This is a genomic window from Streptomyces sp. NPDC049837 (genome assembly GCF_040674455.1).
In the GTDB taxonomy this organism is placed as follows: Bacteria; Actinomycetota; Actinomycetes; order Streptomycetales; family Streptomycetaceae; genus Streptomyces.
The window spans coordinates 25,822-41,576 of the sequence record NZ_JBFAMP010000022.1 but is presented as its reverse complement, the minus strand read 5'-3'; the positions used below and the strand labels follow the sequence as shown (position 1 = coordinate 41,576).

Annotated in this window: 10 protein-coding genes; 2 read left to right on the top strand and 8 right to left on the bottom strand. The window is 70.0% G+C overall.

What is annotated here, in order from left to right; all coding sequences use genetic code 11:
* Positions 1 to 373: 373 nt before the first annotated feature.
* The 5 genes from AB0J57_RS34295 to AB0J57_RS34275 all read right to left on the bottom strand — a co-directional run bounded on the left by AB0J57_RS34295 (position 374) and on the right by AB0J57_RS34275 (position 6,708).
* Positions 374 to 598 (bottom strand): hypothetical protein, encoded by a 225-nt coding sequence (locus AB0J57_RS34295; RefSeq protein ID WP_366132330.1) that lies wholly within the window; start codon positions 596 to 598, stop codon positions 374 to 376.
* Positions 599 to 702: 104 nt separating this feature from the next.
* On the bottom strand, positions 703 to 1,371 hold the full coding sequence (locus tag AB0J57_RS34290) for a DUF5825 family protein (protein WP_366132328.1): 669 nt from the start codon (positions 1,369 to 1,371) through the stop codon (positions 703 to 705).
* A gap of 26 nt (positions 1,372 to 1,397) precedes the next feature.
* On the bottom strand, positions 1,398 to 3,323 hold the full coding sequence (locus AB0J57_RS34285; RefSeq protein ID WP_366132327.1) for a RiPP maturation radical SAM C-methyltransferase: 1,926 nt from the start codon (positions 3,321 to 3,323) through the stop codon (positions 1,398 to 1,400).
* Positions 3,324 to 3,466: 143 nt separating this feature from the next.
* The gene (locus tag AB0J57_RS34280; RefSeq protein WP_366132333.1) at positions 3,467 to 5,404 is read right to left on the bottom strand and encodes an alpha/beta fold hydrolase; all 1,938 of its coding nucleotides are present in this window, start codon (positions 5,402 to 5,404) and stop codon (positions 3,467 to 3,469) included.
* Positions 5,405 to 5,466: 62 nt separating this feature from the next.
* The gene (locus AB0J57_RS34275; RefSeq protein ID WP_366132326.1) at positions 5,467 to 6,708 is read right to left on the bottom strand and encodes an MFS transporter; all 1,242 of its coding nucleotides are present in this window, start codon (positions 6,706 to 6,708) and stop codon (positions 5,467 to 5,469) included.
* 1,807 nt (positions 6,709 to 8,515) lie between these two features.
* Here AB0J57_RS34275 and AB0J57_RS34270 point away from each other — a divergent pair.
* Positions 8,516 to 9,100 (top strand): DUF4232 domain-containing protein, encoded by a 585-nt coding sequence (locus tag AB0J57_RS34270; RefSeq protein WP_366132325.1) that lies wholly within the window; start codon positions 8,516 to 8,518, stop codon positions 9,098 to 9,100.
* Positions 9,101 to 9,442: 342 nt separating this feature from the next.
* Here AB0J57_RS34270 and AB0J57_RS34265 read toward each other — a convergent pair whose 3' ends face one another.
* The 3 genes from AB0J57_RS34265 to AB0J57_RS34255 form a co-directional block, all read right to left on the bottom strand.
* Entirely contained in the window at positions 9,443 to 10,150 is a 708-nt protein-coding gene (locus AB0J57_RS34265) for a DUF4344 domain-containing metallopeptidase (RefSeq protein WP_366132324.1), read from the bottom strand.
* Positions 10,151 to 11,022: 872 nt separating this feature from the next.
* Entirely contained in the window at positions 11,023 to 12,615 is a 1,593-nt protein-coding gene (locus tag AB0J57_RS34260) for an alpha/beta fold hydrolase (RefSeq protein ID WP_366132323.1), read from the bottom strand.
* A 1,087-nt stretch (positions 12,616 to 13,702) separates the two neighbouring features.
* Entirely contained in the window at positions 13,703 to 14,314 is a 612-nt protein-coding gene (locus tag AB0J57_RS34255) for a DUF4232 domain-containing protein (RefSeq protein ID WP_366132322.1), read from the bottom strand.
* Positions 14,315 to 14,911: 597 nt separating this feature from the next.
* Between AB0J57_RS34255 and AB0J57_RS34250 the strand changes: the two genes are divergently transcribed.
* Positions 14,912 to 15,751, top strand: a complete 840-nt coding sequence (locus AB0J57_RS34250; protein WP_366132321.1) for a hypothetical protein — start codon at positions 14,912 to 14,914, stop codon at positions 15,749 to 15,751.
* The last annotated feature ends 4 nt before the right edge of the window (positions 15,752 to 15,755 follow it).

Below are 15,755 nucleotides of genomic sequence, written 5' to 3'. Positions count from 1 at the left end.
CGGAACCCGCGCCGCGGGTTCCGCAGCGCTGCGCGCTGCGCCAGCGAACTGCCCCGCTTCGCGGGGCAGTAGGACGCCTCCGCTTCGCGGGGCTAAGGCCACCTCGCTTCGCTCGGTGGCGTGGCCCCGCTTCGCGGGTGGCCGGCTCGCTTCGCTCCCCGGCCAGTGCGGCCCTCTGACTGGGCTCTTCTCCCATTGGTGGTGGGTGGTTGAGCCTACGTCAGGTACCCGGTCCGCTTCGCTCCCCGGGTGTACCCGCTGACGCGGGTAGCAGCGGAGCCAGGGGTGACTGCTGGCCGGTTTCAGTCCTTGGGTTGCGGAGCTCTCGAGTAGCCTTGGAGTGACGGGTTGCTCGTCGCTCAGAGAGCGTGCTTCATTTTTGTAGTTCGGATGGATTCTGGGGCCCGGCGGGCGCAGCGCTGGCGGTGAGCCGGGCCCAGTTTCGGAAGTTGCGGTGTGCGGCGTGCCGGTCGGCAAAGGCGATGTCCGTGGGATCGGCTCTGGCCCAGATCGGGTGGTCGAGCGGGATGACCTGCTGAACCTCTTCCAAGGTGAGCTTGGTGATGCGCTGCCAGATAAAGGAGCGGGAGGAGAGCATCGGCTCCTTCCGCAACACGGTGCGCGCCCCCTCCCTGTCGGCACTGAAACCAAAACACCGACCACCGAACACCACCTGCCTGCCGCAGCGCGCCGCGTGCGGCGTCAGATCGCCATCGACTCCTGGAGCCAGCGGCTGATCCGGTACGGCAGCCACCAGGCGAGCGGCCCGACGTCCAGGACGAGCTTCTCGCTCCGGAAGTCGTCGATAACGGCGCGGGGCACCGCCGGCGCCGGCACTCCGTACGCGAGCCGCTCGATCGCCTTCTCGTACTCCGGTTCGTCGGCGGTGAACCGGCGCAGCTCGCCCCAGCGGCGGTCCCGGATCTGGACGAAGTCGGGGCCCTTGCGCCACACGCACTTGCACAGGTAGTGGCCGCGTCGCCAGGCGGTGAGCGCCTCGTCGGAGCCGGCGGGGCCGTCGAGATTCCGGGGCGGCTGGAGGTGGCTGAGGGCCTGCCAGTCGTCCACGGCCGCCGCCGGGTCGAGCCGGAGGTCCCACTCGACGAGGACGGCGCGGGCGGTCAGGTCCCGCACCAGGCTCAGCGCGCCCACGGTCGCCGCGGCGCGGGCAGGGTCCGCGCCGCCCGTGAGGTCGACCGGCCCGGAAAGCCGTACGCGTCGGGCGCCGAGGCGCCACACCTGGTCGCTCGCGCTCTCCGGCGGTCCGGGCAGGGTTAGTTCGCCGAGGAACATGCCGGGCAGCTCGCAGGCGGCGGGGTCGTAGTCGCGCCAGGCGAGGACGGCGGGCGGTTTGAGGGCGGTGGTGCTCATGGGGCGTACTCCTCCTGTGAACGCGGTCATACGTGGACGGGCTCGGCAAGCGTGGCCGTCTCCGCGTGCGCGTGGCGCATGAAGTCCAGCCGCAGCAGGTCCTCGTTGACGGCGGCGGGGGCGATGTGGACGTACTGTCCTCCGTCGGTGAAGACGAGCCCGAGGGCGAGCCAGGAGTCGAGGAGCCGGCGCACGGCACCCTCGTCGCGGGCGGGGCCCGGGACCGTGCCGGTGGCCTCGCGGGTGGTCTTCCTCGTGAGGGCGGCCGGTGTGTGCGGCTGGTCGAGGAGGCGGAAGACGGCAAGCTCGAAGGGGTCGGTGAGTTCGATGGCCCGCCAGTCGAAGGCGCGGCGGCGCGAGACGAGGACGATCCGGTCGCCCAGGTCGGCGTGGGTGAGCCGGGCGCCGGCGTGGTGCTTCTTCCAGGCGGCCAGCGCGTCGTTCAGCGCGGTGACGGTGGGCTCGCCGATGCCCCGGGCCGGGGCCTCGAAGACGTACGCGAGGTCATACAGCTCCTCCTCGGGCAGGTCGTAGGTGAAGCGGTAGTGCTCCTCGGGCCGCAGTCCGGTGAAGCCGAGCTCGGGGCGCTCGAAGTAGGGGCTGAAACGTTCGATGGCGATCCGGGCCGACAGGTCGACGGGCGGGTCGAGGTGCTCCAGCGCCGGGATCTGGGCGATCACGGGCTCGTAGTCCTGGGCGGTCTCGCCGGGGAAGCCGTGAAGGTAGTTCCAGGCGACGGAGAGCCCGGTCTCGGCGCCGTCGCGGAGCATGCGGACGTTCTGGCAGCCGCTGACGCCCTTGTCCATCAGGTCCAGGACCCGGTCGTTGAGCGACTCGATGCCCGGCTGGACGTAGATCATCCCCGCTTCGGCGAGCGTCCGGAGTTGCGCCCGGCGCATGTTGGCCTTGATCTCGATGTGCAGCCGCAGGTCGTACCCGCTGTCGATGATCCGGGGCAGCACGGTGGTGAGGTAGCCCATGTCGAGGATGTTGTCGACGACGTACATGTCCAGGACCCGGTGGCGGCGGGCCAGTTCCATGATCTCGTCGTAGAAGGTGTCCGGGCTCTTCGAGCGGAACTCCATGAAGGAGCCGTTGAGCCCGCAGAAGGTGCAGTGGTGCTTCTCGCCCCACCAGCAGCCGCGGGCGCCCTCGACGACGAGTTTGGGCTCGACCCAGTGGCAGGCGGCGGAAGCGGCGAGGCGCTCGAAGTAGCCGCTGTAGTCGGGCGGCAGGATCGCGGCGGGCGGCAGGGGGCGGGTGGCCATGGGATTGGCGATGCTCTCACCGCCGGGCCCTCGGTGGCACAGGCCGGGTACGCCGGAGAGATCGGAGCCGTCGGTGAGGGCCGTGAGCAACTGCGGGAAGGCGGCCTCGCCCTCTCCGCGTACGACGTGGTCGACGAAGGGGAAGTTGCGGTGCACGGCGGCGCCCTGAGCACCGTCACAGTTGGCGCCGCCCATGACGGTGACGATGTGCGGGGCGAGTTGCCGGACCCTGCGGGCGGCTGCGAGCGCGGCGGTGTTCTGCTGGAAGGTGGAGGTGAACCCGACGACGTCGGGGGCGTACTCCACGATCCGCCGGGCGATCTCGTCGACGAACTCGGGTACCACCTGGTGCAGCGCCCGCGTCATGGTCATGCGGGACTTCTTGAGCTTCCCGCGCATCACCGCGGTGAACTCCTCCTCGCGCCAGTGCGGATCGTCGTAAAGGGCGGAGGAGAACACCCAGTCGCCGCAGCCCAGGAAGTAGGACGACAGGGCGTAGTACTCGTAGTCGTCGGCGGTGAATCCGGTGCGCGCGGTGATCCAGTCGGTGAATTCGAGATTGGCGTGCAGGACCTCGGCCTCGGCGCCGGGCACACGCTCGTCCACGCTCCGTTTGAGTATTCCCAGCGCCAGGGAGGGAAGGTCGATGGGCGACCAGGGCATGTTGACCAGCAGGACACGCATGTCGGCTCCTCGGGGATGGGGACCGGCCGGCCCGGCGGTGCACCGCCGGGCCGGCCGGCGGGGGTCAGTCCTCTTCCGCGTCCTCGGCGTTGCGGAACGGGACGGTGACGGTGATGCCGATGCCCGGCTTGCGGTTCTCCTCGTCACCCGCGAGCGGGTCGTTGTGGATGATGTCCTTCTGCATGGGGCCTTCTCCTCTCCGTGGTGCCTTCGGCGGTGTGGTGCTCCCCGCTCCGGGTGGGGCGGGGCGTCTGGGGGCGGCGGCGCGTCGGGCCGCGCAGTTCCCGGTCGAGGAAGACCACGGCGCGGCGCAGTACGGCGACGTGGTCGCCGCCGTCGTAGCCGTCGTGACCGGAGTCGAGCCACATTGCCTCGTGGCGGACCCCGGCGGCGCGCAGGGCCGCGAGGTAGCCGTGGACCTGGCCGGGCGGGCATTTGTCGTCGTGGGTGGCGGCGGCCACCAGCAGTGGGGCGCGAACGGCGGCGGCGTACTGGATCGGTGAGCTGCGCGCGTACCGTTCGGGGACCTCGGCGGGGGTGCCGCCGAAGAGCCGCTCGTCCAGGGCGCGCAGGGCAGGGGTGGTCGTACGGTGTGCGGCGGCGCAGTCGGCGACCGGCTTGACGGCGACCCCCGCCTGCCACAGGCCGGGGCGGGTGCCGAGGGCCAGCAGGACGAGGTAACCGCCCCATGACGTGCCCCACAGCCCCACCGCGTCGGGCCGGACCAGCCGGCGGGCGACGAGGTCGGCCCGGACGGCGGCCAGGTCGTCGACCTGGGTGAGCCCGACGCCCCGGCTGAAGGCCCGCCGCCAGCGCGGCCCGTAGCCGGTGGAGCCGCGGTAGTTGACGCGGGCCACGGCGAACCCGGAGGCCACCAGGGAGTGGACGGCCCCGTCGTAGGCGTCGCGGTCGTGGTCGGCGGGCCCGCCGTGCACCAGGAAAACCACCGGTGGCGGCAGGCCCGGACCGCCGGATCCGGGCACGCTCAGCAGGGTGTGCACGGGGCCGTCCGGCCCGGGCGTCCACAGGTCCCGGTGGGTGCCGGGGACCGGGTCGGCGACGGTCGGGAGCGGGGGCAGCGGGGTGCCGCGGGTCGAGTACGGCCTGGGGGGCTGTCCGGTGGCGGTCCACAGGTAATGCAGGTCGCCCCCGGGCCGGCCGACGGCGTCCAGCAGGGTGCCGGCCGGAGTGGGGATGGTGGTGAGGGTACGCGCGCTGAGGTCGGCGCGGTGCAGGGCGGAGCGGCCGTGGCGGTCCTGACGGACCAGCACGGAGCGGCCGTCGGCGTCCCAGCGGGCGGTGATCTCTGTCGCGAAGGCGCACCAGTCGTGGGTGACGGTCCCGGTGCCGGGCCGCCAGGTCGCCAGCACGTAGTGGTCGTCGCGCTCCCGCACGAGGAGCAGGTGCTCGTCGTCCCCGGTGGGCGCGAAGCCCAGGCACCACAGCCGGCCGCTGTCGCCCCCGGGGGGCGGGACGGCGGGTAAGGCTCGGGGGTGGGACGGGGCACCATGCCCGGCGCGGGGGTGGGGCGGCGAGGCGAGGACAGCACCACGGTCGCGCGGCACGGCGGGGACGGCAGCGCCGCCGGGCGGCACGGCGGGGACGGCAGCGCCGCCGGGCAGGACCGCACGTACGGTGCCGTCGTGTGTCAGGACGGTGACGGTACCGGCCGCGGTCAGGGCGAGCAGGCGGCCGCCGGGCGTGATGCCGGTGAGCGTGGCGTGGCCGTCGACGCGGGCCACATGCCGGACGGTGCCGCCTCGTTGTCCGAGATGGACCGTGGTGGCGTGGCCGTCACCCAGCGCCATGGCGACCGTACCGTGGTCGCTCACGGCCAGGCCGCGTGGGAGCCCGGGCGGTACGTCCGTCAGACCGGGCCGGTCGGTACCGCCGGCGAAGGGCTGGAACCGCCAGTGCCCGTAGCCGTTTTCGTCCTCGTCGAACCACCACACGTGCGCGTCACGGTCGATGGCGCCGTGCAGGGTGCCCCGTGGCCGCCGGGTGACCTGGCGGGCGCGGCGCACGGCGGCGTCCCAGGTGAACACCTCGCAGCGGCCGTCGGCGTCGGCGGTGAAGACCATCTTGGCCGGGTCTGCGGCGCACACCTCGGGAAGGGCGGCCCGGTACACCTGGTAGCCGCCGGTCACCGGCCCGCCTCCCCCGCGAGGACGCCGCGCACCGGCCGCCGGGAGGTGTGCGCTGCCAGCGGGACCAGCGCCGCGCCGCAGAGGAGCGCGGGCGCCGCCATGGAGACGCGGTCGGCGAGAAGCCCGGCGAGCACGGGGGCAACGGCGGCCGCGCCCGTCGTGGCGGTGGCCAGTACCGCACCGGTACGCGCCTGCAACGCGGGCGCGGTGGCCTGGAGGGCCCGTGCCTGGAGCACCACGGAGGCGAGCGGCATCAGCAGGCAGACGAGGCTGAAGAGCACCCCGTACGCCCAGGCGCCGGTCGCCGTGGCGAGCGCACCGGTGAGTGGGACGAGCAGCCAGGTCACGCCGGTCACGACACGCGGAGCGCCGAAACGTTTCGCCACCCGTGGCGCCGCCAGCGCCCCGGCCAGACCGGCGGCTCCCGACGCGGCGAGCACCGCGCCCAGCACGGCACCGTGATGACCGCCCTGCTGGAGGGCGAAGACGGCCGTGAAGTAGAGCGCCACGACGACGAGGTTCACGGTGGCGCTCCAGACCAGGACCAGTCGCAGCGGCGCGGAGGAGCGCACCAGCCGCAAGCCGGCCGCGCCTTCGCGCACCAGCCCCTCGCCTCGTGAGCGCGGTCCCGGTGCGGTGAGGTCCGTACGCATCGCCCGTACGCACAGGGCGCTGACGGCGTACGAGAGGGCGTCGGCGAGGAACGGAAGCGCCCGCGCGGCCTGGTAGAGGGCGCCGCCCAGTGCGGGGCCGACGATGAGGGCCCCCTGGTCGGCGGCCGACAGCCGGGCGACCGCCCTCGGCTGCTCGGGACCCGGGCAGACCAGGGCGACCGTGCCGCGTGCGGCCGCCTCGAAGCAGGCGGTCGCGACCCGTTCGACCAGGACGGCGGCGAGGACGATGCCGAGCGGCGGGTCGCCGGCCGCCAGGGCGAGGGTGACGCCGCCCATGGCGAGTGCGGCGACGGCGGCGGACCCGAGCATCACGCGCTTGCGGGCGCCCCGGTCGGCGGGAACGGCGACGAGCGGCCCGAGCAGGAGCCCGAGGGCGGTGGAGACGCCCGCGATCACACCGACGGCCTGGGGCGAGTGCCCGAGCCCGAGGAGGAGGAGCGGCAGTACGGCCCCCGACGCTTGTGAGCCGAGGCCGTCGACGGCGTTGGCCCACCACAGGAGCCTGAAATCGCGCGTTCCCGACCGGAGGTGGGACGGTAGTGCGGTTGACGCGGGCCGTTCCACGAAGCACCTCACCAGTTTTGGCGAAACTGTGCAGAAAGCGTGGGGGAAACGAAACGAGCGGGATCCTAATCACGCACAAACGCGTCCTACAAGGGCCCGAGGCGCGTGGCCGGATCCATATGGTGAGACGCGAACGACGGCACCGGTCGCGGCCCCTGGAAGTGACGCAAGATCATTCCACTGACCGGGCGGAAACCGTTCGTCGACTCCAGGACAGACGCGCCGGAACGTGCCCCGCTGGCCGAAAAAACGTCTCGCTGGCCACTCGGGAGAAGACGGACGACATCGACACCACACTCCGCAAGGCCGCCGCTTTCGGCTGAGAACGCTCGCCGTGCGACAGGCCGCCAACAGCCCGGGTTTTCGCACGATGCACCTCGCAGAAGGGAAGCAGTCCCTCTTTTGAGTGAGAACGGGTTCTGAGAACCGATCCGGGTTCCGGAGGGTGTTCCCGGCCCTTAAGTGATCTTGCTCGCGCAAGGGATCGTTTGTGAGAACCGGTACGCCGGAAGCGAGTTCGAAGGGCCACCCGACCACTCACCGCCCAGGCATGCCTTTGCGGCCGAGTCGGTCGCAGGGAAGAGGAGAGGCTGTCGGAGACGGCCGGCCGCGGAGCTGTACGTGAACGACGCCTCGGACGGCGACCTGGCGGCCGTGGACCGTGTGGTCGGCGTGGCTGTGCGGCGACCACCTCGTGTCCCAGCGGCACGAGATGCTGCGGCAATTCACCAACGGCATCGGACAACCGGCGTGTGCACCGCGTTCCTCGCGTCCGCGCGCGTGTTCCGGAGAACAGGACGTCACAGGCGAACGTGGAGCGCCGTGCTCCAGGGCTCGCGCTCGCACGATGAGCGCCTGGTCGAGCAGGTCGCCTCCCGCACTCTCACCGGCGGCAAGCACAAGAGGCGCGTCCGGCGCGATGACGACGGGCGCATCGTCGAGGCCGGAGGTGAGGGTGACGGCCAGGACCAGCAGGACGACGCCGCCGCCGAGCAGCCCTGCTCCGCTTCTCCACCCCCCGATCGCCGCCACGATGGCGGCCCTTGTGCGCACGCGGGTGTGGTTCCTGCATGGAGAACCACGGGCGTCCTTCGAGTGCGAACTCCGCGAGCCGCTCGGCCGTCGGGACGTCGGGACGCCGGGACGTCGAGTAGATGGCCGTTCGTCGTCATGGCGCCTTGGAAGCGGAGCCCTGGACGGCGGCGGAGCGACTCGACGACATGCGAAGAGACGTCCTCCGCCACCGGCCGGGCCAGGAGGGGTTCGCCTCCTGGACCAGGACACGCTGAGCTGCCGCAGGCCGTCCATTCTGCGGTCGAGCAGCCTCTTGACTCCCTGAACGGTGTCAGCGCCCATGCGCCCGGCGGAGAAGTCCTCGTAGCAGTAGGTGCAGCGGAAGTTGGCTGTGGGGCAGAGCGTCCACGGCACCGTCGGGCACCGTCGACCCGTCGCGTACCCGCAGGACTGGCCGATGCTCCAGGGCGGACGGAGTGGCCGGGAGCCCAGCCCACCGCCGACCGGCGCTGAAACACTCGGCACCGTTGTGTCCCGGATCCGCCCGCGCTCCATCAGAGGGACAGGGACACGGTGGCTCATGCAGCCTGGCGGAGCCCAGTGCCGCGTCGCTACCCGTACGGTCCATCCGGACGGGTACGGCAGCGCTGGGGCCGCTAGCGTTCGTAGCAGCCTGCTCAGCAGGACGCTGCCGGGCCTGTGACGGCCGCTTCCGTGAGTGGCTCTGTCGTACGTGGTAAGCACCGGTCCGACATCCGGCCACCCTGCACACTTGGACAATTCGGAGCAATCAATGCAGTACTCATATACTGCGCGCATCTTCGCCTCGGCGATCGTGGTCGCTGTGCCACTGGCAGCATGTCAGTCAGGCAGTGGAGATGTGGTAACGCAGGCGTCCTCCCGGGCCGAGGCCGCTGCTGCTGCTGCGGGCACGGGGGCGGAGTGTGCTTCGGCGGCTCTGAAGCTGAAGGCCTACCAGGCTGCCCGTCGACCCGCCGGCACCGGTACCGGAGCGGTGATCGTCGAGTTCACCAACGTCTCCAAACAGCCGTGCATCCTGCGCGGCCATCCGTCCGTGGCCGGGGCCGGAAACGGATCCACCCAGCGCAGCACCGCGCTGAAGGTCACTCGTACGGGATCGCCCTCGACCGTACGGCTCGCGCCGCGTGCCAGGGCGTGGGTGAAGCTGACCTTCGTGCAGGTCCAGGGCGAGGGCCCCGGCTACTGTCTGTCCGGCGCGGAGCCTTCCGTGTACCCGGCGCTCCTGATCGGTCTGCCGCGGTCGGGGACGCATCGAGTCGCTCTCACAGACGGCCGCATCGCCGAGTGCGACAACAAGGTCACCACGACTGCGGTCTCGGCGGTGAAACCCTCCTGAGCCCGACTCATGATCGCTCACAAAACAATCAACCGCCACCGGAGCACGTCCCACGACCGCAATGCGAGGCCGGCGCCACCCATCGACCACGCTGGCACAGGCGGGCAGTCCATGTGCGGCCCGCTCGTGCAGCAGCAGCAGCGGGTGCCTGCTCGGGCGCCGGGCTGGGACGCACTCCTGCCGCAACGGGCCTACTTGGGCGACGTGTTCAGCGATCACATCGGCCGTCAGGCCGGTGGTCAACCGGTTGCCGGTGATCACTGCACGAGTCGCGTTCCCGACCACACGACCGTGGTCGAATATCAGAGAGTGACGTCTCACCGCCAACCATGCACGAAATCGTTAGCCCTTCAGGTGCGGTCCCAGCAGGCGCAGCCACGCCGACTCAGCCTTCTCGTACTCCGTGGCGCACCGCTCTGCGCGCTCCTTGGGCAGCGGGTCACCCACGAGAGAGGCGTATTTCTTGGGGTGGGCGCCGTACTGGTAGCAGAGCAGGTTGTAGTAGCGCTGCTCGCTGAGGGAGTGCTCGTTGGAGTACCGCTGCGCGGGTTTCATCGCCTTCTCCTCCACCTGGGCGAACAGGCCGAAGAAGTCCGCCATGTAGTCGAGGTACTTTTGCCCCTGGTTCCCGTCGTTGATCAGGATCACCGCGGCGAGCTGGTCGACCGCGTCCTCCTCCCGGCCTGTGGCGGGCAGGTTGTATAGGTCGATCATGGCGTGCCCCACCTCGTGGAAGAACATCCCGGACAGTGCGCCGATCACGCGCTGATCCCCGGACTCGGGGGAGGGGGAGCGGCCCTCGTTCTTGTCGACCGCCGCAAATGTCTCACGCAGCATCGTGGTCATCTCATAGCAGGCCACGATGGCCTTCTCCTCAGAGGTCCATGCGAGGTTCGGCACGCCGCAGCTCTTGCCGGCCACCGGGATGTCCTGCGGCAGCTTCACCAGGTCGGTCGCATACGCGCTGAGGTCTTCGAGCACAGCGGCGCCGCGCATCATCTGCTCAGCCGACCGGTCCTCCTTGGTCTCGCCCCGGGTGTAGGTCGGCACGAAGCGATGGTTGTCCTGCTGAGGTGCCACCCTATGCTGCGGAAGCTGACGTTCATCCGACTGGGACGAGCAACCCGTCGAAGTCACGGTCAATGCGAGTACGGCTGCCGCGGCCGCACGGTGTAGCCGGTTCATGCTGCTACTCCTGAGTGTCGCCCCTCGCGTAACCCCGCTCAGCCTCATCCGCCGATGGAAAACCCCGGCCATTCGGGGTAGCCAGAACGGCGTACGGGACAGAGGTGCACCCGGCGTAAGGCCTGGAGCGAGCAGCTCCAGGACAAGGGGAAAATCATTCCCCAAGGCCAAGCCAGTCACGTACCAGGTGAACGTCTTCTGCGATGTGACCAAGGGAGTCACCGCCAAGGGCTCGCTCACCGTCACCGGGCCTTGACGCCTGATCTTGGACACGTGAGACGTGGATCTTGAGGATTTGAGAACGCGGGCCGGGTCGACCAGCGTCGCGACGAGCTGCTCGTCCGACGCGGCCGACGGCATCGCACGACCGTCCGGCTCCTCGGCGGACCCGGGCTCGATCGTCGTCTCGCTCACTTGGCGTCTCTGCTTGATCAGCAGATCCGCCGTTGATTAGACACTCCCTCTTCCGGTCCGAGGATGTGGCCGACCTTCCCAGCCAGGCTCCGGTGCCGTGGATGCGCTCGACGGATTCCTCGAGCCGGCATCCTCGCCATGGTCGGAGGTATTGGGGAGCGCCAGACCGAGGACGGCTGCCGCCGTCGTTGCTCGGCATCCAAGCGGCGCCGCCACCACCACCGCCGTGCCGGTGGTGGTGCCCTGCCACTTCCCGGGTGGGGCAGGCGGGCTCACCCTGCGGCTGCTGACCGGGTTGGGTGCAGCCGCAGGGCGGGCGCCGGTCAGTGGAAGGGTGTGTGATCGCCGTCCGGGCAGACCGCCTCGCCGGAGGGGGTCCGGCCGTGCAGCAGGTAGTCCTCACTCCTCGAGCGACTGCAGGGCGTCGCAATCCCGTGCCCGAAGCCGTCGATGACGACCAGGCCACGCTGATCCATTGCGTCACGCATGTTGCGCGCCCAGTTCAGCGGGGTCGAGTGGTCGAATTCCTGGTTCATCAGCAGGATCGGAACCTGCGCCCGGTCCCAGGGGCCGGTGTAGCGGGGGGTGGCGGCACGGAAGTCGTCCGGCCAGTCGCGGCATGCCTTGTTCCTGAGTACTTCCGCGGGACCGAAGATGGGCGCCTGGGCGCGCGCCTCGCGGAACCACTCCAGCCATGGCCCAGTCTGTTCCGGGAGCGGCGGCGTGTCGAGGCAGTCCGTCGCGACCAGCACGTCGTCAGCGTTGCTCTCCGACGTCTGGGCGGCGCGGTCGGACGGCTGCGGGGACCCGAACTCTTCAACGTAGAGGTCCTGCAGGTCCTGTGCGGCCTGGCGGACCTCGGCCTTGTTCCGCGCGTCTCCGTTGAAGGCCCGGGCCAGGTCGACGAAGGAGTCCCAGTCTTGCCGGGGTGCGGGGTGAGATCGGTGGGTGTTGCGGAGGTGATCTGCCAGCCTGTCGAACTTGGCTTTGGCATCGCCGGCGAAGGCGCAGTGATCTGGGTCCTGGTCGCAAGCGGCCAGCCGTGCATTCAGGGCGTACTCCTGGCCCATGGCGTCGGTGATGCTGTACGTCGCTGTGTCCTTCATCTGAGTGTTGACGTCGACGACGCCGTGCAGGATGAGGGAGCGGATGCGTCCGGGATAAAGGTTGGCGTAGACGGCTCCGATGGTGGTCCCGTAGGAGATGCCGTAGTAGCTCAGCTTGCGGTCCCCCAGGGCCTGGCGCAGCTTGTCCAGGTCACGGACGTTGTCGACCGTGGACATGTAGGGCACCAGCCGGCCCGCCTTCTTCACACAGTTGGCACCGCTTTGGTCCTTGTCCTGGAGCTGCTCGATCATCTCCCGGCGATTGCGGGGATTGGGACTCAGGTTGTCATCCTCGTCCTGCTGAGCGCCGGACGTGGTCTGCGAGCAGTCCAGCGCAGGGCGGCTGTGCGCGACACCCCGGGGGTCGTAGGCGACCAGGTCGAAGCGTTCCTTCACCGCGTTGTTCACCTTGGCTTCCCAGCCCGTCCTGTTGGCGAGGCTGATGCCGGAGACCCCCGGGCCGCCCGGGTTGGTCAGCAACGACCCGATGCGCTTCTTGGGGTTCTTGGCTGGCAGCTTCGCCACCGCCAGCTCCAGCGTTCCCCTGCCCGGGTGAGCGTGGTCGAGCGGGGTGGTCATCGTGCCGCACTGCCAGCCCGGGCCCACCTCCCAGTCCTCGGGGCAGACGTGCCAGCGAACCTTGGGAGCCGGCTCACCGTAGCCCCGGGGGGTCTCGCCCTGCGCCACCGCCGGGCCTGGAGCCGCCAGCGCAGCAAACGACGCCGACACGGCAAGCGCCGCCGACCACGACCATGCCTTGCGAACCCGCGGTCTCCCCCAGCCCGTAGGCGTCCTCAGCCCCTGCGTCACGTGTCTCCTCCAATGTCCTCCGTCTGGCCGCTGATCCGGCCGCCACCACCCTGAGGGACCAGCCATCAGATGAATTCCCGGACACGATCAGTCAGGGGAAAGACCACCCGGACAGGCCCGTCAGGCGTAAAACGCGACCGCTGCCATGCCGCTGCCAACCCGTCTTTGAGGCAAATCACGAGCAGTCAGCCTTCGGCAAGGCAGCACCGGCTGCAGTACGGAAGCGAATGGCACTATTACGCCAGGTCCTTATTCAGACAGCAGCGCGGAAATTGCCGTTCGACAAAGGCATGGTTGGGCTCCCGGCCATGAATATCTGGCCAGAGTCGGTCACACCGGCGCCCTGCCGGGCCGGGCTGCCCAGCAGCCGGTGATCAGCAGTCTGGCCACCATCGAGATCAGGCCGGCACCACGCACCGGCTCACCCTTTCGCCGCGCCGTGCTCCTCGCACCAACGCGGTTTCGCGATCACCCAAGGTTCCGCGGGCCACAACCGTCCGGCGTGATCAACGGGCCCCAGCAGCACCGCTCAGCCGGGCGGTTCAATCGAAAGCCCTTGTCACCCATGTCATGGTCAGGCCGTACCCGCGGCCGCCCCAGCCCGAGGCGGGCACCCATATCGCCTCCATCCCGCGGTGACCTGGGTGCAGTCGTTGGCGTTGCCGCCCGTGACCACCAAGGTGAGCGGGCCGCCCAGATCGTCGTAGGCCAGGGGGATATTACTGGTCAGCCCGCCTCTGGAGCGCCCGAGGGCTGGGGGCGGTTCCCCTGTTCGGGGGCCGGCTGCGTGCTGGTGGGCCTGGATGATGCTGGCGTTGATCGACACCAGCCAGTCGATGGTTTCCGGCCGCATCCGCCCAGCCTGTGCAGCCTGCAGCATCCGGTCGAACGTACGGTCGGCAACCCACCGTCAGACCCGGTGTGCAGGCTCGCCCAGGAGCCGCCCCATCGACGCCGGGGGGGCAGCAACGGCCATGTCCACCAACCAAGATCACAAAGACGACAGGCCCTAGGACGCGGGGTGGCGGGGGGTACCGCCCGACGCGCGCGCCCGCACGGCAGGACGTCGACGCACGCGCCTGGTGCGTCAGGGGAGGCGAACGCTTTGGGTTGAGGGTTGCAGTGATCCGGTCGTGAAGCCGTCAGCCCCTACCTCGAGGCCGTTCTTCACCGGCTTGCCGTCCGTCCCCAGCACGGTCGCGATGATCCGGGCCTTGTCCCCAGGCGGCATGACGATCACAGTAAACAGGACTTCGCAGTTCTCGTCAGCTCTGTTACACGTCGTCCACTTCAGCCCCGAGAAGGCTGTCTCGCCTGGCTTGAGGGTGGACAACACCGGTGGGCCCGGGTGAGGGACCCGGCGGGTCGATACGCTGATGGGTGTGTTGTCAGCCCCCAGCCCGCCATACGTGGCATAGCCCTTGACGGTGCATGTGCGGTTGCTCTTGTTCGTGAGCGCCACTAGGGCGGCCCCGTCCTCCTGGAGGGTGATGTCCGCCTTGAGGTGTGCCGAGCGGCAGCGCGGGGGCCGCTTCCCCGCGGGGGACGGGTCGGCGGGGGCGCGCGCCGCAGCAGCCCGGTCGGCGCCGGTGCCTTCGGCCGACTCACCGGTGTTCCCGCATCCGAGCGCGGTCATGGCGAGCATGGGGGTGAGGACCAGCCCTGCCGCTTTCGTTGTGCCTTGAGCAAGGACACGCATGTCTTCCTCCTGAGATAGTCGGGCTGTTCCTGGCAGACTTGCCCAGGCACGGTCGGTTTTCAGCACCGATTGCTTCTCCCGGCGGCGATAACCACGCCTTCAGCCCATACAGGTGATGGGCTCCTTCATTGACAGGCGCCTGTCGGCTCCCTCCGCGGGCCTGAGGAGCCGACGAAACCGTTGACCTGCTATAACGAGGGTCGCAGCAGCGCAGATCCCGATGGAGCATAAGGCTGCCCGCAGACCTCCGGTGGCGGATGCATCGTCCGCTGCCGTGTTCGCGGCAGTGGGGTGAGCCGTTCCCACTGCTGGGTGGTGCGTGCGCCGTTCGTCGCCGCCGGACCCACACGTCGGATCGGGTGACCGCTGGTGTTCTCGGGCTTGGGGGTGCACAGCCGAGTTCCTTCTCCGCGCCCTGATGGCGTTTGTGGGCGGCGCGGCGCACCACGTCGGCCACCGCCAGGGCCGGCGGATCGACAGGGCGGTGGGGACTGGGTTGCTTCGCTCCCAGCGAGCCTGATCCGGCACAAGGGTCACCGGACGCGCCGCATGGCGTCTTAGGCGCGTGGAACCGGGGTTCCTCCTACGGTGTGAATCATGATGGTCGGCCTGCTTTGCGCGCTCCTTGCCGCAATCCTGACTGGTTTCGCCACCGTTCTGCAGGCGCTGGGAGCGCGACGGGCTGCCGGGAGGACGGCGGCGTCCGTGGTTTCCGCCCTTCGGCAGTGGCCCTTCGTGTGCGGGGTCGGCATGGACATACTGGGCTTCGGTGCTGAGCTGATCGCCCTGCGCCGGCTGCCACTGTTCGTCGTCGAAGCAACCCTTGCCTCGGCACTGGCGGTCACAGCCGTCGGCGCCTCCCGCATGCTGAAGGTGCGGCTACGGGGTGTGGAATGGGTGGCCGTGGCAGCGGTGTGCGCCGGGCTCGCGCTCCTGGCACTGACCGGCGGCCGGGAGGGGACCGGAAGAGGTGACGAGCCCCTCAGAGTGGCCGCACTGCTGGCCGCAGTGGGGCTGGCTGTGCTGGGGTGGGCGGCGCGGTCCGCGCCCGGCGGCGCTCGAGGAGCCGTACTGGGCTTCATCGCGGGCCTCGACTTCGGCCTCGTGGGCCTGAGCGTGCGCATTCTCCCAGAAGGCGCTGTGGGGGAACTCCTCACAGAGCCGTCGGCCTACGCCGTCGTCATCGCCGGCGTCACTGGCTTCGCCTTCCTCATCCGCGCGATGCAATGCGGCTCGGTCACGGCCGCAACCTCAGCCATGGTGCTGGGAGAGACTCTCCTTCCCGCGGCCGCCGGGGTGCTGCTCCTCGGTGATCGGACACGCCCCGGCTTCATGCCGTTCGCGTTTGCCGGCTTCGCGCTCTCCGTATTCGGTGCGGTGGCTCTCGCCCGGTTCGGAGACGTGGAGGAGCAACAGGACGAGCGGCGTCCTGCGTGACCGC

Excerpts from the sequence above, each read along its gene's own strand:
- AB0J57_RS34270 (WP_366132325.1), top strand. The coding sequence starts at position 8,516 with ATGCAGTACTCATATACTGCGCGCATCTTCGCCTCGGCGATCGTGGTC.
- AB0J57_RS34285 (WP_366132327.1), bottom strand. The coding sequence starts at position 3,323 with ATGCGTGTCCTGCTGGTCAACATGCCCTGGTCGCCCATCGACCTTCCC.
- AB0J57_RS34250 (WP_366132321.1), top strand. The coding sequence starts at position 14,912 with ATGATGGTCGGCCTGCTTTGCGCGCTCCTTGCCGCAATCCTGACTGGT.
- AB0J57_RS34290 (WP_366132328.1), bottom strand. The coding sequence starts at position 1,371 with ATGAGCACCACCGCCCTCAAACCGCCCGCCGTCCTCGCCTGGCGCGAC.
- AB0J57_RS34295 (WP_366132330.1), bottom strand. The coding sequence starts at position 598 with ATGCTCTCCTCCCGCTCCTTTATCTGGCAGCGCATCACCAAGCTCACC.
- AB0J57_RS34255 (WP_366132322.1), bottom strand. The coding sequence starts at position 14,314 with ATGCGTGTCCTTGCTCAAGGCACAACGAAAGCGGCAGGGCTGGTCCTC.
- AB0J57_RS34280 (WP_366132333.1), bottom strand. The coding sequence starts at position 5,404 with ATGGTCTTCACCGCCGACGCCGACGGCCGCTGCGAGGTGTTCACCTGG.